19 protein-coding genes are annotated in these 21,914 nt (G+C 33.9%); 9 read left to right on the forward strand and 10 right to left on the reverse strand.

The window, feature by feature from the left end; genetic code table 11:
- Positions 1 to 58 precede the first annotated feature (58 nt).
- The 3 genes from rnhA to OQ292_RS13765 are packed head-to-tail and all read right to left on the reverse strand — an operon-like array spanning position 59 to position 3,305.
- Entirely contained in the window at positions 59 to 541 is a 483-nt protein-coding gene (gene rnhA, locus OQ292_RS13755) for a ribonuclease HI (RefSeq protein WP_284682711.1), read from the reverse strand.
- A 2-nt stretch (positions 542 to 543) separates the two neighbouring features.
- Positions 544 to 2,022 carry a hypothetical protein gene (locus OQ292_RS13760; protein ID WP_284682712.1) on the reverse strand — a complete coding sequence of 493 codons (1,479 nt, stop codon included), beginning with the start codon at positions 2,020 to 2,022 and terminating at the stop codon, positions 544 to 546.
- A 17-nt stretch (positions 2,023 to 2,039) separates the two neighbouring features.
- Positions 2,040 to 3,305: a Pycsar system effector family protein gene (locus OQ292_RS13765; RefSeq protein WP_284682713.1), complete on the reverse strand. Its 1,266-nt coding sequence runs from the start codon at positions 3,303 to 3,305 to the stop codon at positions 2,040 to 2,042.
- 98 nt (positions 3,306 to 3,403) lie between these two features.
- On the opposite strand from OQ292_RS13765, the gene OQ292_RS13770 reads away from it, so the two are divergent.
- Both OQ292_RS13770 and OQ292_RS13775 read left to right on the forward strand, forming a co-directional pair.
- A complete protein-coding gene (locus OQ292_RS13770) occupies positions 3,404 to 4,126 on the forward strand; it encodes a sulfotransferase-like domain-containing protein (RefSeq protein WP_284682714.1) in 723 nt (240 codons plus the stop codon).
- Positions 4,127 to 4,237: 111 nt separating this feature from the next.
- A complete protein-coding gene (locus tag OQ292_RS13775; RefSeq protein WP_284682715.1) occupies positions 4,238 to 5,152 on the forward strand; it encodes an aminotransferase class IV in 915 nt (304 codons plus the stop codon).
- Positions 5,153 to 5,235: 83 nt separating this feature from the next.
- Here the strand turns inward: OQ292_RS13775 and OQ292_RS13780 are convergent, their stop codons facing one another.
- Together OQ292_RS13780 and guaB are read right to left on the reverse strand one after the other, a co-directional pair.
- On the reverse strand, positions 5,236 to 6,828 hold the full coding sequence (locus tag OQ292_RS13780) for a polyamine aminopropyltransferase (RefSeq protein ID WP_284682716.1): 1,593 nt from the start codon (positions 6,826 to 6,828) through the stop codon (positions 5,236 to 5,238).
- A 211-nt stretch (positions 6,829 to 7,039) separates the two neighbouring features.
- A complete protein-coding gene (gene guaB, locus OQ292_RS13785) occupies positions 7,040 to 8,512 on the reverse strand; it encodes an IMP dehydrogenase (protein WP_284682717.1) in 1,473 nt (490 codons plus the stop codon).
- A 265-nt stretch (positions 8,513 to 8,777) separates the two neighbouring features.
- On the opposite strand from guaB, the gene OQ292_RS13790 reads away from it, so the two are divergent.
- Positions 8,778 to 10,148 (forward strand): exonuclease domain-containing protein, encoded by a 1,371-nt coding sequence (locus OQ292_RS13790; protein ID WP_284682718.1) that lies wholly within the window; start codon positions 8,778 to 8,780, stop codon positions 10,146 to 10,148.
- Here the strand turns inward: OQ292_RS13790 and OQ292_RS13795 are convergent.
- Complete coding sequence (locus OQ292_RS13795) at positions 10,145 to 10,693, reverse strand: hypothetical protein (RefSeq protein ID WP_284682719.1); 549 nt, start codon at positions 10,691 to 10,693, stop codon at positions 10,145 to 10,147. The two genes, OQ292_RS13790 and OQ292_RS13795, sit on opposite strands and share 4 nt — an antisense overlap.
- 11 nt (positions 10,694 to 10,704) lie before the next feature.
- Entirely contained in the window at positions 10,705 to 11,814 is a 1,110-nt protein-coding gene (locus tag OQ292_RS13800) for a DUF3667 domain-containing protein (RefSeq protein ID WP_284682720.1), read from the reverse strand.
- A gap of 111 nt (positions 11,815 to 11,925) precedes the next feature.
- Here OQ292_RS13800 and aroC point away from each other — a divergent pair, with 111 nt between their 5' ends.
- From aroC to rpsJ, 5 genes are all read left to right on the forward strand, one after another.
- Complete coding sequence (gene aroC, locus OQ292_RS13805; RefSeq protein WP_284682721.1) at positions 11,926 to 13,002, forward strand: chorismate synthase; 1,077 nt, start codon at positions 11,926 to 11,928, stop codon at positions 13,000 to 13,002.
- A gap of 126 nt (positions 13,003 to 13,128) precedes the next feature.
- A complete protein-coding gene (gene rpsL, locus OQ292_RS13810) occupies positions 13,129 to 13,512 on the forward strand; it encodes a 30S ribosomal protein S12 (RefSeq protein ID WP_284682722.1) in 384 nt (127 codons plus the stop codon).
- A gap of 26 nt (positions 13,513 to 13,538) precedes the next feature.
- Entirely contained in the window at positions 13,539 to 14,021 is a 483-nt protein-coding gene (gene rpsG, locus OQ292_RS13815; RefSeq protein ID WP_284682723.1) for a 30S ribosomal protein S7, read from the forward strand.
- 5 nt (positions 14,022 to 14,026) lie between these two features.
- A complete protein-coding gene (gene fusA / locus OQ292_RS13820) occupies positions 14,027 to 16,159 on the forward strand; it encodes an elongation factor G (RefSeq protein WP_284682724.1) in 2,133 nt (710 codons plus the stop codon).
- A gap of 89 nt (positions 16,160 to 16,248) precedes the next feature.
- On the forward strand, positions 16,249 to 16,554 hold the full coding sequence (rpsJ, locus tag OQ292_RS13825) for a 30S ribosomal protein S10 (RefSeq protein WP_284682725.1): 306 nt from the start codon (positions 16,249 to 16,251) through the stop codon (positions 16,552 to 16,554).
- 64 nt (positions 16,555 to 16,618) lie between these two features.
- Here rpsJ and glmM read toward each other — a convergent pair whose 3' ends face one another.
- The 3 genes from glmM to OQ292_RS13840 all read right to left on the reverse strand — a co-directional run bounded on the left by glmM (position 16,619) and on the right by OQ292_RS13840 (position 21,119).
- Positions 16,619 to 17,998, reverse strand: a complete 1,380-nt coding sequence (gene glmM, locus OQ292_RS13830) for a phosphoglucosamine mutase (RefSeq protein WP_284682726.1) — start codon at positions 17,996 to 17,998, stop codon at positions 16,619 to 16,621.
- Positions 17,999 to 18,165: 167 nt separating this feature from the next.
- Positions 18,166 to 20,265 (reverse strand): ComEC/Rec2 family competence protein, encoded by a 2,100-nt coding sequence (locus OQ292_RS13835; RefSeq protein ID WP_284682727.1) that lies wholly within the window; start codon positions 20,263 to 20,265, stop codon positions 18,166 to 18,168.
- A gap of 95 nt (positions 20,266 to 20,360) precedes the next feature.
- Positions 20,361 to 21,119 (reverse strand): alpha/beta fold hydrolase, encoded by a 759-nt coding sequence (locus OQ292_RS13840; protein ID WP_284682728.1) that lies wholly within the window; start codon positions 21,117 to 21,119, stop codon positions 20,361 to 20,363.
- A gap of 232 nt (positions 21,120 to 21,351) precedes the next feature.
- Between OQ292_RS13840 and OQ292_RS13845 the strand changes: the two genes are divergently transcribed.
- A complete protein-coding gene (locus tag OQ292_RS13845; RefSeq protein ID WP_284682729.1) occupies positions 21,352 to 21,861 on the forward strand; it encodes a hypothetical protein in 510 nt (169 codons plus the stop codon).
- Positions 21,862 to 21,914: the final 53 nt, after the last annotated feature.

The following is a 21,914-nucleotide window of genomic DNA, read 5'->3' on the forward strand; positions in this document are numbered from 1 at the left end:
CCAGGCCTTAATAATGAATTTTTTAACGAATACAGGTAGTTATTATGATTGTCAACAGTTATTCTTTTTCAAATCCCTCATCAATCTTTAAGTTGCTTGCGTTCGCTGCAGCCACTGCTAATTGGTCACATCGCTCATTTTCTGGGTTACCTGCATGTCCTTTTACCCAAATGAGTTTAACATTATGTCTTCTGTAAACTTTAATAAAGCGTCTCCACAGGTCTTCATTTTTCTTACCTGAGAAACCTTTTTTCTCCCAGTTCCATAGCCAGCCTTTTTCAACAGCATCAACTACATATTTAGAATCTGAGTAGAGTTGTACAGGAGTGTTATTTAATTTTAGACTTTCTAATGCAACACAGGCAGCCATAAGTTCCATCCTGTTATTGGTGGTTTCCCGAAATCCTTCTGAAATCTCTTTTCTGAGATTATGTGCGCGAGAAATCATAACAACTCCATAACCACCCGGCCCGGGATTTCCCAACGACGACCCATCTGTATACACGATAATAGTATTACCACTTTTCTTGCTTTCGGGCATAACTACAATTTAATAATGAATAAATGATTTTTCAAGTTTCGCAAAGCTTGATAGTTTTCCAGAGTTTTACAAAATGTATTTCCAGTAAACTCCGAATGCTCTAAAAAAAGCATCTGGTTTAGTAGTTTTGGCTCATTTGTAGCAAACAAAGCCTTTTTGTTTATAATTGAATTGAAGTTGTTTGGGTGTGATGCTAAAAAATAAAAATCTACAAGACAGTATTGAAAACCTTTCGGTTCTAGTTGTTTGAGTTCATTTTCGTGAAAAACGATAGCAATTTCTATACTGTCTTTATTTAAAAAGGGCATAATTCCCTTTCCAGAAGTAACCGCTAGCTTATTAATGTGTTTCTCTTCTATAAACTTAACAACTTCTTCGTAATTGGATTTTTGAAAAGGAGAGAATTCTTTAAAAATAAAAAAGCAATTAAGCGCAACGAGTATCGATGTTAAAGCAGTTTTCCATTTTAAATGATTGATGACGAAGGTAAAAATAATTAAACTGGTTGGAAGATAAACCGGTAGTAAACCTCTTGGGGCTTTTTGTAGAAATGAAACAAAAAGTAAATAGGGAATAGCTAAAAGCAATAAGAAAAAAACTGGGGAAGATTTTTTAAGCTTAAGAGCTTTCTTTTTGAAAAGGAAAAAAAGACCGATGAGCAACATGATGATAACGGCTGGCTCCAAAAAGAGCAGATATAGTGGGTAAAACCAGAAATCAGCTCGAAAGGGTGGCACTTCGGCATAAGGATTCATATCTTTTACAAATGTTTGAACCCAGTAATACTTTGGGTAAGTTAGCCAATCTAATCCCATAAACATACCAGTAAGTAACATTAGCAAAGGAGGAAGCGCTAAGAAAAGTGCTGCTGTAAAAATGCTGTTAATCCTTAAATGTTTTCTTTCTGAAATGAGATAAAGAAAGGCAAAGAATGCAATAAAATAGATTTGCTTGTAATTGATACAAGCTGTAACACTTGACCAAAACCAAGCTAGGTTCCAGCTTTTATTTGCATTCTCTTCTTTAAAGTATTTGTAAAAATAAATTACCGAAATGTTGAAACTGAGTAAAGATAAACTTTCTATTGAGAAATATTTTGATGTAGAAAAAAGTAAAAACCCAGTTCCAGAAAATGCTAAAAAGAGTAGTTGAGTTTTTGTGTTTAGTTTAACTTTCTCCCCGAAAAAAATAGTAAATATAGAAATTGCCGAAAGGTTTATAAGGGCATTTACATATTCTAAAATCAGGAAGTGATTGTTAAGGAGAGATGCTCCCAACTTATAAAAAGGCAAGAAAAATAAATAGAAAAGTGGGCTGGCATGGTGATAAAGCCTGCTAAAGTTACCAACAGAGAGTTTTTGAATAATTTGATAGTTGGTTACCGAGTCATAGTCAAATAGTCCTGCGTGTTGTAAGCCGACAACTCTCAGAATAAATAGACAAAGAATAAGTAACCAGAAATAAATATTCTTAATTAACATGAAAAATGCCCTTCAGGTCAGAAGGTGTCATCATTTAATAAATCTAAGGGACTGGTTGCGCCATCATAGGTAAAAGTGGCAATAATAAATGCAATAGAAGATATAATTAAACCAAACATAAAGATGGTATAAGCAGTACGTAAATACCTGTATTTTCTACCTAAAACAACTCCAAGGAAATAAATGTCTTTAATCATGCTGCCGTATAGGTAATCGCTATCGTTAATCATTTCTTTCATACCCCACTCAAAATCAGATAGTTGCATTTTATGGAAGTTGCCAAAAAACAAAAGGTTTGCTTTTTTCTGTTTAATGTCGTCTTTGCTAAATCTACCTGAGGTAATGTTTGGTCTGGTTGCCAAAATGGCGAAAACGATGGACGCAAGACAAACAATGAGGAGTATAATAGTAGGTGCAATTAGGTGCGGGTTGTTGTCCAGTTTACGCATCAAAACACCCACGATAATGGTGATAATGATAGAGTTTACTGAAATCATGATATTGGCTTTGCTATCTGCCATAGAGCTAAAGTCTACATGATTTTTAGAGGTGGTCCTGAACATGGTTTCTATGCCTCGCTCTGGTCTGCCTTCTACTTTTTGTAATTTCTTTTTGAGCTGTTTTAATTCAGTTTCATCAACATTTAGCTCTTTAAGAAGTGCTTCGTCTTTTTCTTTATCTAACTTTTTAAGCTTTTTTTCGAGTTTTTTTAGATTCTTCTTTTTCCTTTCGCTGTATGTAGTGCGGCCGTACTCAGTAAAGTATTCGTGTTGTTTTAAAAACTCCAAATCCTTTTTAATCCAGTCTTCATCAGAAAGGTCTTCTTCTCTTAAAGAATGCAACTCTCTTCTTAATGAAGCAGAAACCTCAAAAAACTCATTGCTGCCCAGGTGAGATAAGTCTGCGTCGCACAATACTTTTTCGAGCTTGTTTTTAGGGCTTTGAGGCATTTTAGTTGCCCTAATTGCATCTTTTACTTTTTTGATTTTTTGCTCTGGAAAAGCATGTTCTTTTAAGAACTTACCCGCCATTTTTGCACTTATTTCTTCGTGGCCACTTTCAGTTTCTATATGTCCTGTATCATGAAACCAAGCTGCAATTTGGAGAATTTCCAGCTCTTCTGTAGTTAACCCTTCCGCTATACCAATTTCTTTAGCAGCTTGTGCTACTCGCATAGTATGCTCGGAGTCGTGATATTCTTTATTTTGAGGTAGCCTTTCTTTAAGAAAATGTTTCACATAACTTTCAACACTTTCTAAGATCGATTGCTTTGTTTGTTCCATATAATTAGGCAAAAAAATAATCCGCTCTTATAATAACAAAACTAAGATAATTAAATGAAATTATAAATTATTAATATTGGCTTTAGAATAAAATGTATATGGAAACAAAGAGAATTTGTATGTGGTCGGGTCCAAGAAATGTTTCTACGGCCTTTATGTACTCGTTTGCACAAAGAGAAGACACTCAAGTAGTGGACGAACCTTTTTACGCGCATTATTTAAAAATTACTGGTGTTGACCATCCCGGTAGGGAAGAAATCTTGGAGTCGATGGAAAATGGTGCCTTAAAAGTAATTGAAGACTTAATTTTTACTCCTAAACAAAAGCCAGTCTATTTTATTAAAAACATGGCTCATCATTTTCTTGAAATACCAGATGAGTTTCTTTTTAGATTAGACAATATGTTTTTGATAAGAAATCCAAATGAAATGCTGCCATCACTTATTAAAAATATTCCGAACCCGGTAATGCTGGATACTGCTTACGAATTGCAATATCATATTTTAAACAAGCTATTAGAAAAAGGTATAGAACCCATTGTAGTAGATTCTAAAGAGTTGTTGTTACAGCCTGAAATAATCTTAACTAAACTCTGTGAAAAACTGAAAATTCCTTTTGATAAAAATATGCTTAGTTGGGAAGCTGGACCAAGAGAAGAAGATGGTATTTGGGAGAAATATTGGTATCATAGTGTGCATAAATCTACTGGTTTTGCAGCTTACAAGCAGAAAGAAGAAGAGGTTCCGACTCATTTAGAAGGCTTATTAACTGAGTGTAGTAATTTGTATGAAAAAATGTATGAGTATGCTTTAAAGGCATAGTATATTTGTTTGGGCAAGTGCAATTACAATTCTCTGAGGCTTTAGTAAAACTGCATTTGTAAATTAAAAATCAAGTAAATTATAAATAAGACAATCACTAATAATTAAAATATGGCTCAATCTAAAAAAGTAGAATTACCAAACCCTAAGAATGAATTTATAAAGGTTTATGTGAACGGAGAAATTGTACCAAGAGAAGAAGCAAAGGTTTCTGTGTTTGATAGCGTAGTACAAGGTGGCGACTCAGTATGGGAAGGTTTGAGGTTATACGAAGGCAAAGTTTTTATGCTTGATGCTCATCTCGAAAGGTTAATGAATTCTGCTAAAGTACTTGCTTATGAAGGCGTACCGACCAAAGATGAAGTTAAACAAGCGATAATAGATACCCTAAAGGCAAATGAAATGTACGATGATGTGCATATGAGATTGACTTTAACTAGAGGCAAAAAAGTAACTTCTGGTATGAATCCTAAATGGAACCAGTATGGGTGTACTCTTATCGTTTTACCAGAGTGGAAAGCTCCAATCTATAGAAGCAAAGGTTTAAAACTGGTAACCTCATATATCAGAAGAAATAACCCACAGTTTTTAGATTCTAAAATCCACCACAATAACCTTTTAAATAACATTCAGGCAAAGATAGAAGCCAACTTTGCTGGCGTAGATGGCGCTGTAATGTTAGATATGAATGGTTTTCTTTCAGAAACAAACTCTACTAATATCTTTTTAGTAAAGAAAGGGAAATTATACACTCCTTTTGCAGATAGCTGTTTGCCGGGAATTACCAGAAACTTATTGCACGAAACAGCAGCCGATTATGGATTAACCAGTATCGAAAAGAACCTAAGTATTACAGAAATGTATACTGCTGATGAGATGTTTACTACTGGTACAGAAGGTGAAATTGCCCCAGTGTATGAAGTAGATGGTCGTGTAATTGGCGATGGAACTACTGGCCCAATCTCTAAGAAAGTACAAGAAATGCACTTAGACCTAATAGAAAAATTAGGTGAAAAAATATTGTAATGGATTAAGATTCTATCATTACAGAAAATAAAAGGCTGCCAGTTTTAAATCTGGTAGCCTTTCTTTTTGCAAAAATTCTTTTTCTAATATAAATCCCAGTTACCGTTTCGGTAGTAATTTGGTAAAACCGGATTATGAATCATATTTACTTCTACACTCGCTGAGTCGAGTTCTATTAAGCCTTTTCCAAAAGAAGTGATTAACGACATGGCATCATTTGTAAGCCAACGGGTATCAATATCATCAAACTTAAGAGATCTTAATATGGGTTTAAGTTTATCTTCTGGAATTGATTTAGCTCCTAAAACCCAGCCCCATTCACCAAGTGTAAGTACTTGATTATGCAGAGGAATGGTGTTGAACCCAGCTTCTCTAATTGTTTTTTCGATACAGTAAAAAGCTTTTGTAGCATAATATGGGCTACCAGACTGCACGATAATTACACCGTTAGGTCTTAATTGCTGATAGCAAAGTTTGTAAAACTCTAGTGAGAAAAGTCTGCCTAACTCTATTGTTTTTGGATCAGGAAAATCTACAATAATTACATCATAAAATTCCATGGTTTGTTGGAGGTAGGTATAAGCATCTCCATTTTGCACAGTCACCTTTTCATTGTTAAGTGCATTGTCGTTTAGGGAGGTAAATATTGGATGTTTCTTACCAAGCTCTGTTACTTTTTCATCCAGATCGACCAGTTTTATAGTTTCTACTGATGGATATTTTAACACTTCTCTGGCAACACAGCCATCGCCACCACCGAGTATTAATACATTTTTTGCACCAGGTACAAGCTTCATTGCTGGGTGTGTCATAGGCTCATGATACAACCATTCGTCAAAAGAGCTTAATTGTTGGTTTCCGTTTAGATATAACCAATGGTATTTTTTCCACTGAGTAACTACAATCTTCTGATATTTAGATTGATCCTGATAAACAACCTTATCTCTATAGCGCTTTTGTTCTCCATACTGAATAATATCATTAGAAAATAAAAAGCCAGACGTAATTAAAATTAAAACAAAGACACCCGCTGTGTTAATAATGAACAGGAGCTTCTTATCAATCAGTTTTTTAAACTTTAAAAATAAACCAACAGCTACCAGAAAGTTTACTGCTCCTAAAACAAAAGGAGTATAGGTTAAGCCTAAAAAGGGAAGACCTATAAAAGCGAAAAATACACCTCCTAATAAACTTCCGTAGTAATCTTTTTCCATTACGTTGGAGATGTTTACTCTTAAATCCTCATAAGACTCATTAAGTCGGGTTACAAGTGGTATTTCCATACCTATGAGTAAGCCGATCATAATACTCATCATGTAAATAACAGTACCATCTAGTTCGAATGAATAGATATATAGCTTTTCATTAAAGCTAGAATAGATAGAAACTGTATAAGCAGCCAGTGCACTTACAGATACTAGAATAGAAAGTGCAAATTCGATGAGTACAAACTTTTCTAGTAGGTGAGTATCCATAAACTTACTTATACGGCTACCTAAACCCATAGAGAAAAGCATCATGGAAAGTACCATTGTCCACTGGAAAACTGAGTTTCCTAGAAAATAAGTGGCAAGTGTTGAGAGAATATACTCAGCAACAATTCCAGATAAACCTGTAGCGAATAATGCTGCTTTTAAAATGTTAGAGTTACTGAAAAAGGATTTTTTTTCTGACATCAACTAAATCGACAAAAGAGATTAAAAAATTTGGGCAAATCTATAAAAAAATACCATTTGCTAGGTGATTGTACCAGTTTAAGCAAAAGGCTATTTTACTAACAGCAATATTGTGATTTGATTATTAAGAAGAAAACTAAAATGTCTGTTTTTAGCTTTGTTTTAAATACTTTTAAATAAAAAAAGCCGGCTCAAGGCCGGCTTAAAATTATTACCTTCTGCTATAATTAGGAGCTTCTCTAGTTATTGAAATATCGTGAGGGTGACTTTCGTGAACACCAGCAGCAGTAATTTTTGTAAATTCTGCATTGTGTAACGAAGAAACATTGCCTGCACCGCAGTATCCCATACCTGCTTTTAAACCTCCGATTAGTTGGTAGATTACTTCACCAACTTTTCCTTTAAAAGGAACTCTACCAGAAATACCTTCAGGAACTAGTTTTTTAATGTCGTCTTCTGCATCTTGGAAGTAACGGTCTTTAGAGCCATGTTCCATAGCTTCAACAGAACCCATGCCTCTGTAAGACTTAAATTTACGACCTTCGAAAATGATCATTTCACCCGGAGCTTCTTCTGTTCCTGCTAGTAATGAGCCAATCATTACACTACTTGCACCACCAGCAATTGCTTTTACAATGTCACCAGAGAATCTGATACCACCATCTGCAATAAATGGAACACCTGTGCCTTTGAGGCCTTCTGCGGCCGAGAATACAGCAGAAAGCTGAGGTACACCAACACCTGCGATAACTCTGGTTGTACAGATACTTCCTGGTCCGACACCGACTTTTATACCATCTGCACCAGCTTCGGCTAAGGCTTTAGCACCAGCAGCAGTAGCTACATTACCCACGATTACATCTAAATCAGGAAATTCAATTTTCACTTGTTTTAAAGCGTCAATTACACCTTTAGAATGTCCGTGAGCAGTATCGATACCTATTACGTCTACACCAGCTTGTTTTAGTGCATGGATTCTCTCCATCATGTCGCGGGTAACCCCAACAGCAGCACCTACTCGTAATCTTCCGAACTGATCTTTACAAGCATTTGGCCTGTCTTTGTTCTTTAGAATATCTTTGTAAGTAATTAAGCCGATTAATTTATAGCTGTCGTCAACAATCGGAAGTTTTTCAATTTTATATTCTTGTAGAATTTCTTCTGCTTTTTCAAGACCAATTCCTTCAGGAGCTGTAATTAAGCTTTCCTTAGTCATGATCTCAGAAACTTTTACATTCAGATTTTTCTGAAAGCGTAAATCTCTGTTTGTAAGAATTCCTATTAGTTTCTGATCTTCGTTAATTACAGGAATACCACCAATTTTAAAATCTCTCATGATTTTGTTGGCATCTCCTAAAGTTTGATCAGGATTTAATGTAATAGGATCGAGTATCATTCCACTTTGAGACCTTTTCACCCTTCTTACCTGCATGGCCTGGTTTTCAACAGACATGTTTTTGTGTATAAAACCTAAACCACCCTCTAGTGCTATAGCAATAGCTAAATCAGCTTCTGTTACAGTATCCATAGCAGCAGAAACCAGTGGAATATTAAGCTTTATATTCTTTGTAAGATAAGTAGAAGTATCGGTATCGCGGGGAAGAACTTCTGAATAGGCAGGTAATAATAAGACGTCGTCATAGGTGAGCGCCTCATACAAAACTTTATGATTTTCAGTGGACATAGCAAATTAATTTAACTATTTAATTTGCCGGTCAAAATTAGTCAGAATATGTAAGAAAAAAAATTTCTTTTATTAACTCTGCTTAATTTTGTAATCTTTTTAACATTAGACTTAAATTTTAGGTTTGCATTAAGTTAACAGACTATTAAATTAGAGCTTTATACTAAAAAATGTAAAATCTGAGTCTGATACAAAAAAGTATATTCGGAGAGCAAGATTTTTCCGGGTTTTCTAATTCATTTGAAGTTCAATTTATTGATAAAATATGTATGCTATAGTCGATCTTGAAACAACAGGAGGCTTATCGGAAGTTGACAGGATCACTGAAGTAGCAATCTTTATTCATGATGGTTCTAAAATAATCGATGAGTTTACCTCTTTAATTAATCCTGAAAGAGAAATTCCTCCATTTGTTTCTCGCCTTACAAATATTTCAGATGAGATGGTGGCAACTGCGCCTCATTTTTATGAAGTGGCCAAAAGAATAATCGAGATGACAGAAAATTGTACGATAGTGGCGCATAATGCCAGTTTCGATTACAATTTTTTGAAGCATGAATTCAAAATGCTAGGTTTCGATTATCGTAAAAATAGTTTATGTACGGTACAGTTAAGCCGAGTGATTTTACCTGGCATGAGATCGTATAGCCTAGGCAAACTTTGTAAAGAAATAGGCATTGATTTAAGCAGCCGTCACAGAGCTTTTGGAGATGCAAGAGCTACAGTTACATTATTTGAGATGTTGCTTGAAAAAGGTACCAGGGGTGTTTTTGAGGAATACCTTTCGTTAGATTTGTACAGTGCCAAGCATCATCCGAATGTATCTCCAGAAACCATAGAAAACCTGAAAGAGGAAACTGGTATTTACTATTTCCACGATCAGGAAGGAAATATTATTTACATAGGTAAATCAAAAAATATTCGTACACGGGTGATGTCGCATTTTACAGGCAATACCACTCGAAAAGCCAAAAAATTAAAAAATGCCATAGCCGATATTTCTTTTGAGTGTACAGGAAGTGAGTTGGTGGCTTTATTAAAAGAAGAATCTGAAATTAAAAAACATCAGCCATTTTTTAACTCTGCATTAAAACGTGGAGAGTTTAGGTTTGGAATTTATGCGTATCCCAATAAAAATGGATATTTAAACCTAATGGTGAGAGATAAGCGAGCCATGAAAGATGAGCCTGTCATTTATGTTTATTCTAAGAATCGTGGAATAAAGATGATGGAACAGATGCTTGAGAAATTTAAACTTTGCCAGAAGTTATGTGGCTTGTACGAATCTAGAGATTCCTGTTTCAATTATATGGTTAGTTTATGTAATGGTGCTTGTGTAGGGAAAGAAGATGTAGCTATTTACAACAATCGTGTGGAGCAAGCTATCGCTTATTTAAAAGGCAAGGGGCAAAACTATTTTATTTTAGATAAAGGGCGACATAGCAATGAGAGAACAGTTGTGCAAATAGAAAATGGAAGGTATAAAGGTTTTGGTTATTTGGATATGGAAGAAGCTTATGTGAATGCTTCTGCTCTAAAACAAGTTATTATACCTTCCAATGGAAATAAAGATACTCTGCAAATAATTACGACTTATCTAAGAAAGAAAAAGGTCGAGAAAATTATTAGGTACTAAATCTGTTTTTGATTGCTATTTCCTGTTTTTACTACCGGAACTACAGTAACAATTCTAAAATCTTCTACATATTTTTCGATGTAGACACCCGAAATTGTTAATGCTTTCTTTTCGGCAAAACTCCTTATTTTGTTATTGGTTTCAGTAGCAGAAGGGGCTACAACGGCCTCTGCTTCTATACTTGCTTTAATGGCAGCACTTGCCTTGAAACTCTTTTTAGTAAAGCCTTCTGGTAAAATAGCAATTGGGTTTTCTGGAATTATACCAATTAAAATATCTAGGGTATCAACTTCATCAGGATTTTCAAAAAAACAAATGCTGAATGTACCCTCTATTATGCCTTGCTCATATTGCGCATGAATGGCATTTACCAAACTATCCATAGTTTTATCGTAAGGTGTGCCATGATACATCTTTCCAACAATTTCAAAGGCAGGCTCTTGAATTAGATCCAGTTTTACTTTTGTAAACCCTCCGAGCAAATAATAAGATACGACTAGTATTGCACCTAATACTATCCAACTAATAATAAATTTTTTTTTCATGTAGAAATTTTCTAAAACGTAAGTAAAGAAGCTGTCACTTCTATTATTGAAGACAAAATTATGATCATTGAATAAAACATGAAGATAAAATATGTTTTGAATAGGGTTTTTATCCATGAATCTTTATAAACCCTTCTAAACATGGCTAAAGTATAGATGGCGAAAGTAAAAGTACCATAGATTAATAAATCAGATATATCTGTGTAGATATAATGTATAAGAATGAATGCTGAAGTTATAAAAAATAAATAGGTGTGTAGGTGAACTGAAAAAATTAAATGGTTGTAATATAACTTGTGTTTACTCAGATAAAATATTTTTAAGAGTAAAGCGAAAAATGGAATTAATAAGAAAAACATCACTGAGATATTTTCTATTATTTCATTTATTAAGTATTGAGGACTACTGGTTTGCCCAACTTTTAGTGCTTGTTCAGCCAGTTTTCTATTAAAGTAATTTTTTTCAGAAGCATTCATTGAGTCAAGTAAGGCATCTGTCGTCATATTCTGATCTCTTAACCAGATATAGTAAAACTTCTGTTGGTTATATTTATAATCTACACCCAAAAAGTTTGCTTCACTAATACTCATTGTATCGAAACTTAATTGGAGTAATTTTAATTTATTCTCTTTAGAGAAAACATTACCAATAGAATCAATCTCGGCAGTTTCTATAATTCCTTCCTCTTTAAGGTCGGTAAGTAAGCTTCTCAGGGTTTTACTCGAATCTGAAAGTATATATTCAGAAAAGGCTTTGTCTACTTCGTTTTCATTAACGATGTTTAGATTAAGATCAGACTTAGCCAATTGAAAGTTCTGAGAAAATAAAAAGAAGAAAAAAATTGTAGTTACTAAATATAATCTGATCGGATTTACATAAAGTTTTCTTCTACCTTCAAGAAACTTAATGGTTAAATGTCCTGGTCTGAAAAGGAAAGGGAAAATACTTCTGAATAGTTGAGAGTCTAGATTTAAGTAATTATTAATAGACTCAAAAATTAGATACCAAATAGCGTATTTGTAGTCAGTGTTTTCTTGACCACAATTAGGACAATAAGAATCCTTTTTCGATAAGGTGTAATTACAATTTAAGCAATAATCCTTAGGGTGGCGGATGCGCATTTAAAACTAAATATTAATAGACTTTTATAAAATCCCGAAAATACACACAAATCGGGGTGAAATAAATAGAAAAATGTAATTTTGAATTTTTATTAGAAAAATTCTGAAAAAGTGAACACTTACGGAAAAATATTCAGGATAACCACTTATGGAGAATCTCATGGCAAAGCACTGGGAGTGGTAATTGATGGTTGTCCTGCAGGGCTCGAAATTGATGAGGAATTTATCAATGAAGAATTGAGAAGAAGAAGACCTGGGCAATCTAAAATTACAACACAGCGCAAAGAGGCTGATGAGATTCAAATTCTTGCTGGTGTATTTGAGGGAAAATCTACAGGTATGCCAATAAGCTTGGTGGTTTTTAATGAAGATCAAAGAAGTAAAGATTACTCTCACATTAGCGATAAGTTTAGACCTTCTCATGCAGATTATACATTTACTGCTAAATATGGAGTAAGAGATTATAGGGGAGGAGGTAGAAGTTCTGCTAGAGAAACATTAGCAAGAGTAGCTGCTGGTGCAGTTGCTAAGCAGTTTTTAGCTACTAAAAATATTTCTGTAAATGCATATGTATCTCAGGCTGGTAATATTTCTTTAGATATTCCTTATCAGGATCTGGATTTATCAAATACTGAAAATAACATTGTAAGATGCCCTGATGATAACACTGCCGAACGCATGATTGAGCTAATTGATCAGACAAGAAAAAACAGAGATACAATTGGTGGTGTGGTAAGCTGTGTAATTCAAGGAGTACCTGCTGGTTTAGGTGAGCCTGTTTTTGATAAATTGCATGCTGAGTTAGGTAAAGCTATGTTAAGTATTAATGCTGTAAAAGGTTTTGAAATTGGCAGCGGTTTTAAAGGTGTTGAGTTAAATGGTTCGGATCACAACGATATTTTTTACACCGATGAGGATGGAAATGTAAAAACCAAAACTAATAATTCTGGGGGTGTTCAAGGTGGAATTTCTAACGGAGAAGACATCTATTTCAGAACTGCATTTAAGCCTGTTGCTACCATTATGAAAGATCAAGATAGTGTAAATGAGGCAGGCGAAAAAGTAACAGTTACAGGAAAAGGAAGGCACGATCCGTGTGTTGTACCGAGAGCTGTACCAATTGTTGAGGCAATGGCAGCAATTGTAATTGCAGATTTTTACCTCAGAAATGTGACTTCAAAGCTATAAAAGGGCTAATATTATAAATAGTTAGCATAATAGAAAAAATAATTCTAGGGGTGTTTTGTAATTAGTATACAATATTCCTACCTTTGCAGACCGAAAAAGAATTAAAGGATAAAAACGATAGCATAAATGCCTACTATACAACAATTAGTAAGGAAAAGTAGAAGTAAGCAGATTTCAAAATCAAAATCTCCTGCTTTAGATTCATGCCCTCAAAGAAGAGGAGTGTGTACTCGTGTTTACACCACGACACCTAAGAAGCCTAACTCAGCTATGAGAAAAGTAGCAAGGGTAAGGTTAACTAATGGTAAAGAAGTGAACGCTTATATTCCTGGTGAAGGTCACAACCTTCAGGAACACTCAATTGTGTTGATCAGAGGAGGAAGGGTAAAAGATTTACCTGGTGTTAGATACCATATTGTAAGAGGTGCTCTAGATACAGCAGGGGTAAACGGTCGTACTCAGAGAAGATCAAAATACGGAGCTAAAAGGCCAAAAGAAGCTAAAAAGTAAATAAAAATTTAAGCAATTAAAGAATTATGAGAAAGGGTAAACCTAGTAAAAGATATGTTTTGCCTGACCCGAAGTTCAAAGATACTTTGGTGACCAAGTTTGTGAACAGTTTAATGTTGGACGGCAAAAAAAGTACTGCTTATTCAATATTTTATGATGCTTTAGAGATAGTTGAAAAAAGACTTGGCAAAGATGATGCTTCTGTAAATGGTCTTGAAATCTGGAAAAAGGCATTGAACAATGTAACGCCTGCTGTAGAGGTAAAAAGTAGAAGAGTTGGTGGAGCTACATTTCAGGTTCCTACTGAAGTTAGGCCTGAAAGAAAGGTCGCTCTTGGAATCAAATGGATGATTACTTTTGCCAGAAAGCGTAACGAAAAGACGATGAAGGAGAGATTGGCAGGAGAAATCTTAGCTGCTTCCAAAGGTGAGGGTGCTGCAGTTAAGAAAAAAGACGATACCCACAGAATGGCAGAAGCAAATAGGGCATTTTCTCATTTTAGATTTTAATAAAAGTGGCAAGAGATTTAAATTTCCAGCGTAATATCGGTATCATGGCTCACATTGATGCCGGAAAAACAACAACAACAGAACGTATACTGTTCTACACCGGACTTAGTCATAAAATCGGTGAAGTACACGACGGTGCTGCTACAATGGACTGGATGGAGCAGGAGCAGGAAAGAGGTATTACTATTACTTCAGCTGCGACTACTACCAATTGGAAGTATCCAACTACACAAGGTCAAGCAACACCAGATACTAAGGATTATCGTGTAAATATTATTGATACTCCAGGTCACGTGGACTTTACTGTTGAGGTAGAAAGATCTTTGAGGGTTTTGGATGGTGCAGTAGCATTATTCTGTGCTGTATCAGGTGTTGAACCTCAGTCTGAGACTGTATGGCGTCAGGCAGATAAGTATAAAGTTCCAAGAATCTGTTTTGTAAACAAAATGGATAGAGCTGGTGCCGACTTTTTCAAAGCTGTAAACGAAATTAAAGATAAATTAGGTGCTAACCCTGTTCCTTTGCAGATTCCAATCGGAGCTGAGGAAACATTTAAAGGTGTTGTTGACCTTATTTCTAACAAAGCTATTGTTTGGAATGAGGAAGATATGGGTATGACCTATGAAACAATCGATATTCCAGAAGATATTGCAGACACTGTAGAAGAGTGGAGACAAAATTTGATTGAGTCTGTAGCTGAATACGATGAAGCATTATTAGAGAAGTTCTTCGAAGATTCTGAATCAATTACTGAAGATGAGATTAAAGCGGCGATTCGTGAAGCTGTAATTGATATGTCATTTTCTCCAGTTCTTTGTGGTTCTGCTTTTAAAAATAAAGGAGTTCAGGCTTTATTGGATGCTGTTATAGCTTTCTTGCCTTCTCCATTAGATTTACCTCCAGTAACAGGTGTTAACCCTGATACTGAAAAAGAAGAGTCACGTAAACCAGTTGTAACTGATCCTTTTGCGGCATTAGCATTTAAAATTGCTACTGACCCTTATGTAGGTCGTCTTTGTTTTATGAGAGCTTATTCTGGAGAGCTAAGTTCAGGTTCTTATATATACAATATGAGAACTGGTAAAAAAGAGCGTATTTCAAGATTACTTCAAATGCACTCTAACAAGCAAAATGCAATTGATAAAGTAGAAGCAGGTGATATTTGTGCTGGTGTTGGTTTTAAGGATATCAAAACAGGTGATACTTTAGTAGAACTTGGCAAGCCAATTATTCTGGAAGAGATGACTTTCCCAGAGCCAGTAATTGGTTATGCAATTGAGCCTAAAAAACAGGCTGATGTTGATAAGTTATCAAATGCAATTACTAAGTTAGTAGAAGAAGATCCTACTCTTACTGTAAAAACTGATCCAGAAACTGGTCAGACAGTATTAAGAGGTATGGGAGAACTTCACCTTGAAATTATTATCGACCGTCTTAGAAGAGAATTTAAGGTTGAGATTAACCAAGGTGCTCCACAAGTTGCATACAAAGAGGCTATTAACTCTAGTGTAGAACACAGAGAAATATTTAAGAAACAAACTGGTGGTAAAGGTAAATTTGCTGATATCCAATTCGAACTTGGACCAGCAGAGCCTGATGAAGAAGGTAATATTCAACCAGGTCTTCAGTTTGCTGACGAAATAAAAGGTGGTGCAATTCCAAAAGAATTCATTCCTGCTGTTCAGAAAGGCTTCCAAGAAGCAATGAAGAATGGTGTTTTAGCAGGCTTCCCAATCGAAGCTATGAAAGTAAGATTATTCTTCGGTTCTTTCCACGATGTGGATTCAGATAGTCTTTCTTTTGAAATGGCTGCTAAATTAGGATTTAAAGAAGCTGCTAAGAGATGTACTCCAATTATATTGGAGCCAGTAATGAACGTTGAGGTAGTTTCTCCTGATGAGTACACTGGTAACGTAATTGGTGACCTTAACAAGCGTCGTGGTTTACCAAAAGGTCAGGATGTAAAAGGTGGTGCAGTTGTAATTAAAGCTGATGTGCCTCTTTCTGAACTATTCGGTTATGTAACTGATCTAAGAACAATTACATCTGGTCGAGCATCTGCTTCTTTGACATTCTCTCACTATGCTGAGGTGCCAAGAAACATTGCAGAAGATGTAATTACAAAATCTAAAGGTTAATTAATAGGGGGAGATTAACCTCTTCCTCTTTATGTTCATATTCTAGAAACTTCTAAAAACATATTGGCAGACGGCTAATAAATTTAATTATGAATCAAAAAATTAGAATTAAGTTAAAATCATACGATCATAACCTTGTAGATAAGTCTTCAGAAAAGATCGTGAGAGCTGTAAAGGCGACTGGTGCAGTAGTAAGCGGTCCTATTCCTTTACCTACAGTAAAAGAGAAATTTACTGTTTTGAGATCACCTCACGTAAGTAAAAAGTCTAGAGAGCAATTTCAACTTTGTACTTATAAGAGATTAGTTGACATTTACTCTTCATCTGCTAAAACTGTAGATGCTCTTATGAAATTAGAGCTTCCAAGTGGTGTAGATGTAGAAATCAAAGTATAAATTGAATACCTTTAATTCATAAAAAAGCCCTCTTTATTTTTAAAGAGGGCTTTTTCTTTATTAATTATAAAATTTCTTTAATATCTGAGATTATTTTCTTCGCTAGGTTATCTGCTTTCGAAGGAGAATCTGCTTCTGCATAGATTCTAATAATGGGCTCTGTGTTAGATTTCCTTAATTGCACCCATTCTTTATCAAAGTATATTTTTACTCCGTCTATTGTATTAATCTCATTATTTTGATATCTAGCCTGTATTTCAGCTAAAATTTTATCAACATCAATTGTTGGGTTTAACTCTATTTTATTTTTAGAAATAGTGTAATCTGGATATGTTCTTCTTAACATTTTAGCTGAACCAGCAAACTTTGCTAAGTGGCTTAAGAATAAAGCAATTCCCACTAATGCATCTCTACCGTAATGTAAATCTGGGTAAATAACACCTCCATTGCCTTCTCCGCCAATTACAGCACCTACCTCTTTCATTTTGTTAACCACATTTACTTCACCCACGGCAGCTTCAAAATGCTTGCATTCATTGTTTAATGTAACATCTTTTAATGCTCTGGTAGAAGATAAATTCGATACAGTACTTCCTTTTTTATGTTGTAAAACATAATCGGCAATAGAGACTAAAGTATATTCTTCACCAAAAGGAGTTCCGTCTTCACAAATAAACATGAGCCTATCTACATCAGGGTCTACAACTATCCCCAAATGAAAATTGCCATTTTCTATTTTACTGCAAATCTCAGTAATATTTTCTGGCAGTGGTTCAGGATTATGTGGGAACTTTCCATTTGGTTCACAGTAAAGTTCGGTCACATTTTCAACACCTAAAGTGCTAAGCAATTTAGGTAAGGCTATTCCTCCAGTTGAGTTTACACAATCAATAATTACATTGAAGTTTTTACTTTTAATTGCATCTACATCAACCAAAGGTAATTTTGTAATCATTTCAATATGTTCTTCAATTGCATCGTCTTTGAATCTGATATTTCCTAAATGATTGATTGTAGCAAAATCAAACTCGTTTTTATCTGCAATTTCAAGAATTGATCGACCTATTTCATCAGAAATAAACTCGCCTTTATTATTCAATAATTTTAGTGCATTCCATTGAGCAGGGTTATGGCTAGCTGTAATAATAATTCCTCCAGCTGCTTTTTCTTCTGTTACCATAACTTCTACAGTAGGAGTTGTAGATAAGCCTAAATCAATAATATCGCAACCCATGCCTATTAAAGTGGACTTTACAAGGTCGGCTATCATCTCACCAGAGATTCTGGCATCTCTTCCAATAACCACTTTTGCATTCTCATTCTCGCTTTTTATCCAATAGGCATAAGCGGCGGCGTATTTTACAACATCTAATGGTGAAAGGTTTTCTCCTGGTTTTCCCCCTATAGTACCCCTAATTCCAGAAATTGATTTGATGAGCGTCAAGATATAATAATTTAGTTTAAAAAATGTGCTTTTTTCTTTTCGTGAACAATTGAGTGTAATTGAAAATGGAAAAGAACTAATTAAAATCTAATCTTTACACATTGTAAATGTATTACAATTTTCTAATTAGACCTCAGATTTAATATTAAAAATTAAGAATCATTAAATTATAAGTTCATTATAAAAGCGCCATTATTTCTTGTAAATTTTATAGAATAATTACTTTTTTTTAGCTGATTTAATAATGAATTAGTTTTATAACTTGAATTCGATCCATCGAACACACAGAGCTTATTTTTCACGTCTTCAAATTGTCTAATATTACTCACAGCATTATTATTTATAACTAATAAATCACTAGTAGGAAAGTTTAACATATCCTCTTGATTGCTCACAAGACATATACTTTTACCATTTATAGCGAATATTAAGTTATTGATATTCTCCTTATAGGGAAATGGAAAAGATTCAAGCTTGCCAAGCTTATATAGTTGATAGTTGTTTATTCCATTGTGTAAAAGGTATTCTTTGAGGTGATAATCTATTTTAGCTTTATCATTAAACAATACTGAATCTGTGATAATGTAGGCCATTTTGTTATAGATAATACTTAAGCAAGTATGTTTATTTATTTGATGTACAGTGACTTTGTTGCTATTTGAATTGATTGTTTCATGATGTACCGCAGAACTACTCAGAATCACTATGGAGAGGGTTGCTAATTTTAAATATGAGATACTTCTTTTAAATAAGAATTGAATTACTAGATAAAGAATAATGTAGATAAGGATTACTTCAAAAATATCGGGTGCCAGTGGTGTAGTTTGAGAAAAAGGAAAAGTGTTTACGAAGTATATAGCTTCATTCATCCCAGAAATTAATACTTCGATTATTTTACCAGTTAAAATTGCTAGAGGAGTAATTGTAATGGAAAATAAAGGTAAAAAAATACCCAACCAGACTACGAGTGTTGCAACGATAATAACAACAGGGTTTACAACAAGAAAATATACAGGAAATTGATGGAAGTAGTAAAGGCTAACAGGAAATGTTGCAATTTGAGCGGCAATAGAAACGGCAGAGATTTGCCACAACTTGTCGATAGGGTAGTTTAGAGACCTCTTTATAAGATTATATATTTTAGGATAAAGATAAACGATACCAAAAACTGCAATGTAGGAAAGTTGAAAACCAACCTGAAAAAAATAATAAGGATTAATTATCAACATGCACAAGGCTGAAATAGCTAAAGTGTTGTAAATACTTGATTTTCTATTAATAACATCGGCAATTAATACCAATGTAAACATTGTTGTAGCTCTTACAACAGAAGGTGAAAATCCAGTAATAGCAGCATAAAACCATAAAAAAGTGGCTAAACAGATGCCAAAAAGCCATTTGCCTTTTCTCTTATTTTTGAAAAAAAATAAGAATACACTTAATAATTGATAGATAATACCTACATGTAGTCCTGAAACAGCCAAAACATGCATAGCGCCCACACCAGCATAAGCTTGTTGTAGCTCAAAGTCTAATTGATCTTTAATACCTAAAACAAGTGCTAAAGCAATTGCAAGTTCTTCACCTTCTCCAATATATTTATAAAAGCATTCTTTAAAGTAATGTCGCAATTTATAAGCAAACCCCAGTAAACTGAAGTCTTTATTACTATTGAGTATTACGATGTTTTCTCTATCTATATAATCTTGAAAATAAATCTGTTGTAGGTGAAGAAATCTTTTATAGTCAAACTCATAAGGATTGAGAGGAGGAGAAACCGCCTTAGGATAGCTTTTCAGCAATAACATATCATTAAACTGAGGTAGAGAATCTTTGAAAGGAAGAAAGATATTTGCCTTACCTTCTACCTTTTGCCAACCATCTATTGTTTTAATTGACTTAAGTTCTATTTGATAAATATTCCCCTTGTCTTTTTCTTTAGCAGTAGAAACTACCTTAGCTGTATAAGCTGATATTTTTTTATCTGCTATTACTTTTTCAGTATTGGGTAAGCCATTATTAATTTTTGAATTTAAATATCCTGCTACAAATAAAAATGTGAATGCTAACCCAGAAAACAGATAAAGGTGATTTCTCTTGTTAGCTTTATTTAGAAACAGGATTAAAAGAAAATAAAGTAATAAAGATATTACAGTGAGGTAGTCTAAAAAAGGGATTTTGCTATAAAGAATGTTATAACACAAAATCCCAGAGATATAAAAAAATGTATATCGAATAAAGGCTATAGATGCCCACTTTACTTGCATAAAAATACGATTTTGCTTTTATTAAAAAAACAACGTATTTACTCAATATTGATTATTTTATGCTTGTAGGCAATTAGCCAATTGTTGAGGCTAATCTATATGAAATCGTATAGATACTGAACAAAAGTTTTAGGATCTTCGGCGTGTACCCAATGTCCAGCATTATTGATTGTTCTTATCTGAGCCCTTGGAAAAATTTCTCGAATTTCACTGTAATCCTCTTCTTGTATATAATGAGAGTTCGCTCCTCTAATAAATAACACAGGATTCGAATAAGGCTCTTGCGATTTAATTTCAATACCCACATTCGTAATTTTTTTAGTAATTACTGGAACGTTTATTCTCCAATCAAAATCGCCTTCATCATTTCTGTAAAGATTTTTTAGCAAGAATTGTCTTACACCAAGTGTAGGTTCATACTTAGCTAGAATTGAATCTGCATCTTTTCTACTATTAATTTCTTTAAGGTTAACAGCGTTTAATCCTGCCAATATTTTTTGATGGTGAGGAGGGTAAGCTTTGGGACCAATATCCACAATTACTAATTTATTTACAATCTCAGGGTATTTTAATGCAAAAGTCATAGCCACTTTACCACCCATAGAATGCCCTACAATAGAGGGCTTATCAATATTTTGAGCTTGTATAAATTCATATAAATCATCAGCCATAGTGTTATAATCAAAAGCATCAGTATTTTGAGACTGACCGTGATTTCGCTGATCAACTGTATAAACTTTATAGTGGTTAGAAATAGTTTTTGCAATGCTTGCCCAATTGTCAGAAGAGCCAAATAATCCGTGTAAAATAATAACTGGTGAGCCTTGACCAACTTCTCTGAAAAATAAGTCCATAGTACTATTGATAGAATAAATTATTGGGTATTTTACTATATTTTAAACTAATTTTGCACTAACAAGATTAAGAGTAGAAATTTAATTTTGTTTGATGCAATTAAGATAATTATAAAAATATAAAGATAGCATATAAATTTTTGCTTATTTTCTAAATGTGGTTTTGTGTTCTATAATCACTTAAGATAAGGGCAAAAAGAACTTTTTTTTGCATATGCTAATTATTTAAGAGATGAGAAAGCTAACAATTATAGGTACAACAGGACTCTTTATTACTTTGCTAATTACATCGTGTAAGGTGGATATAAAATCAGATATGGATGTAGAAAAAGTAAAAAGCGAAATTGATAGTCATAAAATCAAACATTTTACTGATTCGCAAATTACTCAGGCGGCCTATGATTTTGGTAATAAATATTTAAGTGAGAAAAAATTTCAAACAGTTTCATGTAATTCTTCATTAATAAAAGAAAGTAGCAAAGATGATATTATCAATGATTGTATTTTGATTTGTAACGATTCGCTAATTTCTAATAATAAAGAAAGAATGATATGGGATGCATATACAAACAGTTTTAAGAATGGAGCTTCTTTAAGCGATAATATTCAGGAAATAGACGATAGTTACTTCCTTTATACAACACCGCTTACATCATTAACTAAAATAAATACTGACAGCACAAAGGCTTTAAAAGTTGTTTTTGTGAGGATTAATAAAAAAGAACTTATCAAGAAAATGTAGATTAGTTAATGATTTATCTAAAATCAACAATAAAGTTTTAATTTAAGAATAGT

It is taken from the genome of Chondrinema litorale (assembly GCF_026250525.1).
Lineage (GTDB): Bacteria > Bacteroidota > Bacteroidia > Cytophagales > Flammeovirgaceae > Chondrinema > Chondrinema litorale.

Coding starts and splice junctions, on each gene's coding strand:
- OQ292_RS13780 (WP_284682716.1), bottom strand. CDS start 6,828: ATGTCAGAAAAAAAATCCTTTTTCAGTAACTCTAACATTTTAAAAGCA.
- rpsJ (WP_284682725.1), top strand. CDS start 16,249: ATGAATCAAAAAATTAGAATTAAGTTAAAATCATACGATCATAACCTT.
- OQ292_RS13770 (WP_284682714.1), top strand. CDS start 3,404: ATGGAAACAAAGAGAATTTGTATGTGGTCGGGTCCAAGAAATGTTTCT.
- OQ292_RS13765 (WP_284682713.1), bottom strand. CDS start 3,305: ATGGAACAAACAAAGCAATCGATCTTAGAAAGTGTTGAAAGTTATGTG.
- OQ292_RS13790 (WP_284682718.1), top strand. CDS start 8,778: ATGTATGCTATAGTCGATCTTGAAACAACAGGAGGCTTATCGGAAGTT.
- OQ292_RS13775 (WP_284682715.1), top strand. CDS start 4,238: ATGGCTCAATCTAAAAAAGTAGAATTACCAAACCCTAAGAATGAATTT.
- OQ292_RS13835 (WP_284682727.1), bottom strand. CDS start 20,265: ATGCAAGTAAAGTGGGCATCTATAGCCTTTATTCGATATACATTTTTT.
- guaB (WP_284682717.1), bottom strand. CDS start 8,512: ATGTCCACTGAAAATCATAAAGTTTTGTATGAGGCGCTCACCTATGAC.
- rpsG (WP_284682723.1), top strand. CDS start 13,539: ATGAGAAAGGGTAAACCTAGTAAAAGATATGTTTTGCCTGACCCGAAG.
- OQ292_RS13840 (WP_284682728.1), bottom strand. CDS start 21,119: ATGGACTTATTTTTCAGAGAAGTTGGTCAAGGCTCACCAGTTATTATT.
- OQ292_RS13800 (WP_284682720.1), bottom strand. CDS start 11,814: ATGCGCATCCGCCACCCTAAGGATTATTGCTTAAATTGTAATTACACC.
- rnhA (WP_284682711.1), bottom strand. CDS start 541: ATGCCCGAAAGCAAGAAAAGTGGTAATACTATTATCGTGTATACAGAT.
- OQ292_RS13845 (WP_284682729.1), top strand. CDS start 21,352: ATGAGAAAGCTAACAATTATAGGTACAACAGGACTCTTTATTACTTTG.
- OQ292_RS13760 (WP_284682712.1), bottom strand. CDS start 2,022: ATGTTAATTAAGAATATTTATTTCTGGTTACTTATTCTTTGTCTATTT.
- OQ292_RS13795 (WP_284682719.1), bottom strand. CDS start 10,693: ATGAAAAAAAAATTTATTATTAGTTGGATAGTATTAGGTGCAATACTA.
- rpsL (WP_284682722.1), top strand. CDS start 13,129: ATGCCTACTATACAACAATTAGTAAGGAAAAGTAGAAGTAAGCAGATT.